This window comes from Oscillatoria sp. HE19RPO (assembly GCF_024220515.1).
Taxonomy (GTDB): Bacteria; Cyanobacteriota; Cyanobacteriia; order Cyanobacteriales; family Laspinemataceae; genus Laspinema.
In genome coordinates this window covers 24,681-33,874 of record NZ_JAMXOT010000046.1, presented here as the reverse complement: position 1 = coordinate 33,874, position 9,194 = coordinate 24,681, and the positions used below count along the sequence as shown (strand labels likewise).

General features: G+C 46.5%; 6 protein-coding genes and 1 pseudogene. 4 read left to right on the top strand and 3 right to left on the bottom strand.

The window, feature by feature from the left end:
- Window positions 1-139 precede the first annotated feature (139 nt).
- Window positions 140-595 (bottom strand): annotated as a pseudogene (locus NG833_RS05330) (transposase family protein); the annotation flags it as partial.
- A 554-nt stretch (window positions 596-1,149) separates the two neighbouring features.
- Between NG833_RS05330 and NG833_RS05325 the strand changes: the two are divergent.
- The 3 genes from NG833_RS05325 (at window position 1,150) to NG833_RS05315 (ending at window position 5,570) form a co-directional block, all read left to right on the top strand.
- On the top strand, window positions 1,150-2,382 hold the full coding sequence (locus NG833_RS05325; RefSeq protein ID WP_254564269.1) for a sorbosone dehydrogenase family protein: 1,233 nt from the start codon (window positions 1,150-1,152) through the stop codon (window positions 2,380-2,382).
- A gap of 34 nt (window positions 2,383-2,416) precedes the next feature.
- Complete coding sequence (locus NG833_RS05320) at window positions 2,417-3,181, top strand: superoxide dismutase (RefSeq protein ID WP_254564268.1); 765 nt, start codon at window positions 2,417-2,419, stop codon at window positions 3,179-3,181.
- Between the two features lie 217 nt (window positions 3,182-3,398).
- Window positions 3,399-5,570 (top strand): glycogen debranching N-terminal domain-containing protein, encoded by a 2,172-nt coding sequence (locus tag NG833_RS05315; protein WP_254564267.1) that lies wholly within the window; start codon window positions 3,399-3,401, stop codon window positions 5,568-5,570.
- A 137-nt stretch (window positions 5,571-5,707) separates the two neighbouring features.
- Here NG833_RS05315 and NG833_RS05310 read toward each other — a convergent pair whose 3' ends face one another.
- Window positions 5,708-6,316 carry a DUF4276 family protein gene (locus tag NG833_RS05310; RefSeq protein ID WP_254564266.1) on the bottom strand — a complete coding sequence of 203 codons (609 nt, stop codon included), beginning with the start codon at window positions 6,314-6,316 and terminating at the stop codon, window positions 5,708-5,710.
- Window positions 6,313-7,458: an AAA family ATPase gene (locus NG833_RS05305; protein ID WP_254564265.1), complete on the bottom strand. Its 1,146-nt coding sequence runs from the start codon at window positions 7,456-7,458 to the stop codon at window positions 6,313-6,315. Before NG833_RS05305 ends, NG833_RS05310 begins: the two co-directional genes overlap by 4 nt.
- A gap of 276 nt (window positions 7,459-7,734) precedes the next feature.
- Here NG833_RS05305 and NG833_RS05300 point away from each other — a divergent pair, with 276 nt between their 5' ends.
- Window positions 7,735-9,138, top strand: coding sequence for a cell wall metabolism sensor histidine kinase WalK (locus NG833_RS05300; protein ID WP_254564264.1), 1,404 nt, complete (start codon window positions 7,735-7,737; stop codon window positions 9,136-9,138).
- The last annotated feature ends 56 nt before the right edge of the window (window positions 9,139-9,194 follow it).

Below are 9,194 nucleotides of genomic sequence, written 5' to 3'. Positions count from 1 at the left end.
CAACAAATAAATCATCCTTGCTTTGATGCGATCGCACCTAACAAGGCTCTTTTAGCCCGCGCAGGCACCGCTTTGTCCTGTGAGCCTCCAGGCTTGAGCCTGCGGGTTTTTTGAAGGTTTTATTTTTTGGAGTTCCCTTAATGACCACCTGCATTTTTAGACTGTGGTATTTTTTCTTTCCTGAAAAGTATTTCTTCTGTTTTTTTTGCCGTTCAATTGCTGTTTCTGTGACATCCATTACGACAATTTCTGGATGCCCAAAACCTTTAAGCAAGGCTTTCTTGCCAGGAATCCTCAACTTTCCAATTTTCATCAAAGTGGATTCGATATTAGTGACAATTCGGCACACTGTTGATTCCGAGACTCTCCAATTTGTGCCGATATGGAAATAGGTTCGATATTCTCGCCAATATTCTAATGCTACTAAAACTTGTTCTTCAAGAGTCAATGTGCTTCGACGTCCTCGTTTATCTTTCGGATTGGCTAAACGGTATTGCTCTATACTTTTCACCATTTCTTTAAAGGTTTGAATTTGGACACCAAATCTCCGTTTAAATTGCTCGGGTTTCAAATTCAGATAAAATAGATTGTTCATGATTAATTTATTGTAAAACTGCAAAATACCTTTTTAGCATTTTATACGTTTTTTAGCAAAAGGTCCTGAGAATTAACTATACCCGGCCATTCCCTAAAATTAAGCAAAAGTTTTTATTAGAGCATAAAATTAGTTTGCAAGAGGTCTATTACAGAAACCCCCGGTTAATCCCGGATCGGCAGTCTTTCTATGAAAACAGAGGGGGCGTTTCTATCATTTATCCAAGAGTTGTAGAGGAGTTTCTCCAGGCGATCGTTCCTATCAATCAAAGGGAATCACGGCGATCGGCTAGAGTAAAGGTACGATCCTCATTATCCATTCATCTCCGATTTCCCATCACCTATCTGAGTCTGGCATCCGGGGCGACTCTTCCCCAAGACAGATGTCAGTTGTCACGTCCTTATTATAGCGTGGAATTTGTATGCCCAAATAGCCATACCCGTTATAATAGAATCCGGGCAGTTCTTGAGGTTTACACTCTGACATTTCTGACATTAAGGGGTCGATCTACCCGCTTAAATCGGGAGAATCCAATCACTGAGGTTTTAGAGTTGATGATGAAGTTAACCCATATTCTCACCCTCATACCCATCGTGAGTCTGATCGGGGTGGCCAGTTGTACCGCCCCCACCGGCACATTTCTGGAAAGTAGCACCACTGGACAAGGAAATCGGCCCCAGGAACTGGCCCAAGGGGTGAGTACCCCTGATGGTGAGGCCGGTTGCATCTTGGTAGAAAATGGTTATGGTCCTCAAGGGCAAGTCAATGTTCGGGTAGAAGAGGTCGTGACTGGACTGGATGTTCCCTGGGGCATTGGGTTTTTGCCCAATGGGGATATGCTGGTCACGGAACGACCCGGACGGGTGCGATTGGTCCAAAATGGTCAACTGCGGCCCGAAGCAGTTGCTACAATTAATGTGACGGCCAGGGGTGAGGGTGGACTGCTGGGAATTGCCATGCATCCGGATTTTGCCAGTAATCGATTTTTCTATATTTATTATACTGCCGATACAAATGGCTCATCCGTTAATCGGGTGGAACGATGGCAACTTGCCCCAGATGGGTTAAGTGCGACTCGCGATCGCATTATTTTGGATGATATTCCCGTCGCCCAATTCCACAATGGCGGACGGATTCGCTTTGGACCCGATGGAATGCTGTATATTGGTACAGGAGATGCCCGCGAACCGGACTTATCCCAAGATGTCAGCAGTCTCGCCGGTAAAATTCTCCGGGTCACCCCCGAGGGCGATGTTCCCCCAGATAATCCATTTCCGGGGAATCCTGTGTATATTCTGGGCATTCGCAATACTCAAGGGTTTGATTGGGTGAATGAGTCCACCTTGCAAGTCACCGATCATGGACCCAGTGGGGAATTAGGCAGACGAGGCCATGATAAACTGAGTGTGGCACAAGGGGGGGATAATCTCGGATGGCCGACGATTTATCGCTGTGAATCGGAGGCGGGATTAGTTACCCCTTCTATCGTCTGGCGAGAGGCGTTACCCCCGGGAGGTGCGGCGATTTATACAGGGACAGCGATTCCGGAATGGCAAGGAGATTTAATGATTGCTTCTCTGCGATCGAAACATTTGCAGCGCGTGGTTTTTGACCCGCAATCTCCCCAACAAGTGCAACAGTATGAAGTCTATTTGGAAGGGGAGTATGGACGACTGCGAGAGGCGATTATCGGACCTGATGGTGAGCTTTATCTCACCACCAGCAATTGTGATGGTCGTGGCGCTTGTCCCCCGGATGGTGATAAAATTCTTCGCATCACTCGCTAAATTTTAATTAGATTCACCCATTGGAGATTTAACCATGATTAACCCAAAAAAATGGCGGTTCAGTTCAGTTTTTGCCGGATTGATGGCGGTATTCCTGCTGATTGCTTGTCAGGGAATGGGTCCAAACAACCTGTCTCAAACACCAGCAACCCCCACTCCCGGAAATGAACTCAGTGCTTCTCCCGCTGAATTACCCCCCTTGCCTTACCCCTATAATGCCCTAGAACCTCATATTGATGCTCAAACGATGGAGTTACATCACGATCGGCATCATGCCAGCTATGTTAGTAATTTAAACAAGGCATTAGAAAATAATGCCAATCTCCGCAACCCAAGCGTTGAGGCATTAATTCGCAATTTAAACCAGGTGCCAGAAAATATCCGCACAACCGTCAGAAATAATGGCGGAGGTCATGTCAATCATTCCATGTTTTGGGCAATCATGAGTCCCAATGGCGGGGGAGAACCCACCGGGGCGATCGCTCAAGCCATTAACGAAACTTTTGGCAATTTTGAGACCTTCAAAGAGCAATTTAATCAAGCAGGAAGCAGTCAATTTGGCAGTGGTTGGGTTTGGTTAGTTCGCAATGATCAAGGACAACTTGAAATTACCAGTACCCCGAATCAAGATAGTCCCCTCATGGATGGACAATATCCCATCATGGGCAATGATGTCTGGGAACACGCCTATTACTTGAACTACCAAAATAAGCGGGGCGAATATTTGAACAGTTGGTGGAATGTCGTCAATTGGGAAGAAGTTAACCGCCGCTTTGAACTAGCTTCTCAAGCGAGTTAATCCCTAAATCTGAGCCGGTGGAAAGGATGTTCTGATAGAGCAAGTCTAAATCATTTTAACCCTCGGATGAAGGAGTGGGAGCATCTTGCTCCCTGGCTGTAGTCGTAGGGAGGAAGATGCTCCCACTCCTCCCCAAAATGTCCACTTGATTTAGATGCAAAACACCCATAATATAATTTTTTCGAGCAAATAATTTTCTATCAAAATCAAAATTAACATGAAAATCACAGTAGAACCTCCCTTTTTAACCATTAATCATGGCAGCATTTTTATGGTATCTGAACTGGATGGACAGATTCAATGTGACCAGTTCCAAGGAATTTTTGCTGATGATACCCGCTTTTTAAGCCATTATGCTTGTTATATCGATAATATGCCCTGGGTTCGCCTCACTTCGTCAGTGACGCGCTATTATGCCAGCCAAATCTATTTAACCAATCCCAGCATCTCTAGCCAAAACGGAAAAATTCCGAAAGGCGCGCTATCCTTAACCATCGCGCGGACTGTAGAACAGGGGATTCATGAAGACCTAGATATTACGAATCATAGCCTTGAATCGGTCAATTTCCATTTAGATTTGGATATCAGTTCAGATTTTGCAGATATTTTTGAAGTGGAATCCGGGGAATTTGTGCGCCGGGGGCAAATTGAAACCGAGTGGGATAAGAAAGAATATAAACTTCGTAATACTTATAACAATGGGGAGTTTTATCGAAGCACGATCGCCCATTGGAATCACCTGACATCACCCCCGCATTATGCCAATGGTCGAGTCACCTTTGAGATTGAATTAGAAGCGGGTGCAAGTTGGCACGCCTGCTGCTGCTACATCCTGATTGATAATGAACACTGCCACGAACCGATCGCCTTGTGCTATCACGAAGCAATCAAATCCGATGTGAATACCGAACTGCAACAGTTGCAGCGGCAGTGGCAGGATGTCTGCACCACGATCGCCACCTCGAACGAGGATGTCAAGCGACTATACCGCCAGAGTCTCGAAGACATGAGTGCAATGCGTCTGTATGATTACGATTTGGCCCCGGATGTGTGGTTACCCGCAGCCGGAGTTCCCAAATATGTGGCGCTATTTGGTCGTGATAGCTTAACCGCCAGCTTACAAAATGAAATTATTCATCCCGGGTTTGCCCGAGGTGCATTGCAGAAATTAGGACAGTTTCAAGCCAAGGAACATAGTGATTGGCAGGATGCAGAACCGGGGAAAATCCTCCATGAACTGCGTCATGGGGAGTTGGTTTACTTGAAAAAAAGTCCGCGATCGCCTTATTACGGGGCAGCAGATACCACTCCCCTTTATACAATTGTCCTCCATGAAACTTGGAAATGGCTCGGAGATGACTCTCTCTTAAAAGATTACCGAGAGGTCGCCCTCCGCTGTTTGGACTGGATCGATCGCTACGGGGACCTCGATGGGGATGGCTTCCAAGAGTATCAAATGCGTTCAAAAAAAGGCATCGAAAACCAATGCTGGAAAGACTCCGGAGAGTCTATTATCTATCCCGATGGCACTCAAGTCAAATCCCCAAAAGCCCTGTGCGAACTCCAAGGCTATGTCTTTGATGCCTGGATGCGGATGGCGGAAGTCTTTGAGGCACTCGGTGAGAAGGATAGCGCCACCGAATTACAAGGCAAAGCCGAAAAACTGCGCCTGCAATTTGAGGACCGCTTTTGGTGTGAAGACTTGGGATTTTATGCCTTAACCCTAGATCCGGATAAACAGCCGGTCCGTTCAATTACCTCAAATCCGGGTCATTGCCTCTGGAGTGGCATCGTCAGCCCGGAACGCGCCCAACGGGTGGTTAAACGGCTGCTAGAACCGGATATGTCCAGTGGTTGGGGGATTCGCACCTTGTCCTCGGATCATCCCTCTTTTAACCCCTTTTCCTATCATCTCGGGTCCGTCTGGCCCCATGATAACGGCATCATTGCCCTCGGATTCAAACGCTATGGCTTTCATGAAGCCGTTGCGGGTGTAGCAGCGGATATTTTCGAGACAGCCAGCCATTTCGCCTGCTATCGGATTCCGGAAGTTTATGCCGGGACCAAGCGCCAGAAGGGAGCATTTCCCGTCCCCTATATTGACGCCAATATCCCCCAAGCTTGGGCTGCTGGTTCCGTCTTCCACCTGATCCAGGCGCTATTAGGATTACAAGCGGATGCACCCCACGGTTGCTTATATGTTGATCCCTATTTGCCCGATTGGTTACCGGATTTAACCCTGTGCGATTTAGAGGTGGGGGATTCCTCCATAGACTTACGGTTTTGGCGCGAAGGCGATCGCACTTGCTGGGATGCCTCAGTCCGCAGTGGCACCATTTCCGTCCAGCAAAAACCTTGGCAACCTTGGGCAATCCCTGCATCGGTATAGTCATCCCAACTCCTAAGTGACATCAACCCCAGGAGGAAAACCTGTGGGTTGATTATCCATCCTAATTGTCTCTGTTGTTCTTCCAGTGAGTATAAAATATCCGCATCCAGGGGCGAGTCCCATAAACTAATTACACTTTACAGAATTTCTTCACCGCCACATAACAACAAAATTGTATTAATAAAAGCCTTGAACTCAGAACAAACCTGGATAGACTCCATCAAATCGTTTTCTTCTAAAATCTTTAAACCATCGCGAGTTTTGCTATAACTTCTGGGGGCTTTGCCTTGTTCAAAAATTTCTTGAATATGTTTCGAGGGCGGTTTTTGATGATTGACCTTCTCCGGATTGCCGCTAGGAACCGATTTATTATGCTTGGCTAACTTTTGAATGGTCGGCCAAAACGGTAACAGCCATGCCTCAAAATCATGTTGTGCAGCGTGGGGATAAAAGTTGGGATTGTTTCCCACCCATTCTCTCATTTTCTGTTTGGCATCGGCTGCATTTTTAAAATCATTAGTTCCGGTATAAACGTCGGTTAAAGCAATCACTGCATCATAAGCATCCTTGCCACTGAGGAGCTTTTCCACGTCACTTTTGAGTTTGTCTCCTTTCGGAATCCGTCCATGATAAGGGATTGGCTTTAATCTAGGCATTTTTCTGGGTAAGCGGGAATTCAGAATGCGGCGCAAACTCGGCATCAAGGCTTTTTCAGTTGCCCCTTCAACTAAAATAGCAATTTTCACGATCGCCCTCCGATGATATTCATCGCCCACAGTTCATCTAAACTATACTCTTCCAACCAGTTCTCTAAATCCAGAGAATCGGCCCAAGTCATCGTCGTAAAGCCCTCTTCATCCGCATCGCATACCAGCACTTCTGCCGGTTGCAAAAAGCGGATTAGGCGATCGGAATGGGTAGCAACAATTAGCTGCGTTCGCTTCGATGCTTCTCGCATGACATCCACTAGCAATCGCAACAATTCCGGATGCAAGCTGACTTCCGGTTCATCAATAAGCGTTACAGCAGTTAAATTCGGACTTTGCAGCAGGGTGACTAACCACAAAAAACGCACCGTTCCCTCGGAAAGCTGATGCATATAAAGGGGGTGTGAAAAATTTTTATCCTTCCAAGTCAAGGCCAATGTGCCTGCTGCTACTGGGGGAAAACTCAAGCGTTCAAAACTAGGAAAGGCAGCAGATAAAGTATCGGTTATCAGTTCAAATCGATCCGGTTCTGTTTCCCGTAAATTATAAAGGCAAGAGACTAAATTTTCCCCCCGATTTCCGGGTAAGGTGGCGGGACGCATCGCTTGCGGTAACCGGATTGGACTGGTAGGAGATAAATTCAATTCCCAAGCTCGATAAAAGCTACATGAGGCGAATTGCTTCCGTACAGCTTCCGCTTCTGGGTACATTTTAGGAACTTGCGAAAGCGAGGTTTCTAACGGATTATGTTCCCAGTTGGGACGGACCGGAACCTGATTATTATTAGCAAAATATTGAATATCTAAACCGCTAGAGTTTATGTAAGTAAATAAAAGAGGCGTTTTCTTCAGAACCTCCTGTTCTATTTCATAGAATTGTTGGCCCTTAATGTCTAATTTTAAAAAATAGTTAAACTGTCCATATTTTTCTAAAAAAACTGACCCAACCACGCGCAAATTATCAGCCTGGTCTCGCGTCAATATATCACCCAGGCCCCCAAATTCCGAAATTTTTGACTGTAACTCACCTTTTGCAGATTCTGATAAAAGGGAGAACATTTCCAAAAAAGACGTTTTTCCGACTCCGTTGGCCCCGATGATGACTGTTAAAGGTCTCATCTCAACTTGCACCGAGCGTAAGCGGCGGAATCCATAAATGTCAATTTTTTCAAAACTATTCATAATAGGTTGGTTATTGGGTCATGTTTAAGATCACTTGTACATTTGTCAAATTTTACCACATTCATCGGGTTCTTGTAATTTTTTTATGCTTTGGTAAAGAGTTGCAGGAGTTTAAGAAAATTCGGGCCGATTAATCTTGATGGTTAACCCCTTGATTTAGGCCCGATAGCCTCCTTCCTCTCCCCTCAATTCTCCCATACTGAATACCAAATCTCCGTACCTCCCTATTGGAATTTCACTCTACAATGATAATAAACCTCCAGAACTATCCGAGAAATGTTTCAAGCAACGCGCCGACGGTTAGCGATTTGGTATGCCGCACTCACCGCAGTGTTGCTGCTGGTGTTTGCTACGGGATTTTATGTGTATGTGCGGAGTACGTTAATCGATCGCATTGATGACACCCTCAAGCACGTTGTGGAAGTGGTGGAACGATCGCTGGCGATCGATGAAGACCCCAACACCGGCCAATATACCGTAAATGTGGTCGCGAGTTTCCGCAACAATACCAAAACTGTCGAAGATGACCATATCGATTTAGAATGGTTTAGTTCCACTGGGGAATTATTGTGGTCTACCCTCTGGGAACCGTTAGAAATTCCGCTTCACCCGAAAAAGAATGGGGAAACGGTACAACTGTCTGGGGGACAACTCCTGCGCCAATTTACCGATCGCGTGGAAATGGGACGGCAAGTGGTGGGATATCTGCGAGTCAGTCATCCCTGGTTTGAAGTCACCAAACCGATTCGCCAATTAATTATTGATTTAAGTTTGGGCACTTCCCTCATGGCAATTGCTATTAGTGCGATCGCCTGGTTACTGTCAGGATTGGCCATGAAACCTGTCCGAGAATCATACCAGCGTCTTAAACAGTTTACCTCCGATGCCTCCCACGAACTCAGAAATCCGATCGCCACGATTCAAACTAATGTACAAGTGGCCCTTGCGGACCCGGAATTAGAGTCACCCATCCATCGCCAGCAATTGCAATTAGTGGAACGCTTAACGCGCCGCATGGGACGATTGGTGGATGATTTGCTGTTTTTAGCGCGACAAGATAGCGGCATGGTAAAAGTGAGGAAACAACCCGTGCCAATAGATGCCTTATTGATGGAAGTGATGGAGGAACAAGAGGCGATCGCCGCCGAAAAAGGCATTGAATTAGTGTTAGAAATTATTGATCCCCCTGATAGCAGCAATCCCCCTCCGTCCCCCCTGATGGAGATAGAAACAGAATCGGGACCGGATTTTACCATCTCCGGAGATTGGGACCAACTGGCGCGACTGTTTACGAATTTAGTCAGTAATGGATTGCAATACACGGCGAAAGGGGGCCAAATTGCTATCACCTTAGAATGTAGCGGGGTGAGCAATCGCCCGAATGCCAATGGCGCTGTCCAAGTTACGGTAAAAGATAGCGGGATCGGCATTCCCCCCGAGTCAGTGCCTCATATTTTCGAGCGCTTTTATCGGGTGGATCCGGCGCGGAGTCATGAATCTGAACAATCGTCGGAATGGGGTTCTACAGGGTCCGGATTGGGACTGGCGATCGTCCAGGCGATCGTGGAAAATCATCACGGTTGGATTCGGGTAGACAGTCAGCTTAATCTCGGCACTACAGTCAGCGTTAACCTTCCCCTGTCCAAACCCGAACTTGAAAAATTGCACCCCGAAACATAAATCAGCAAAGGACAGAGCGAATCTGAAGGATATAATCGCTCTGAGTCCCCTGCGAG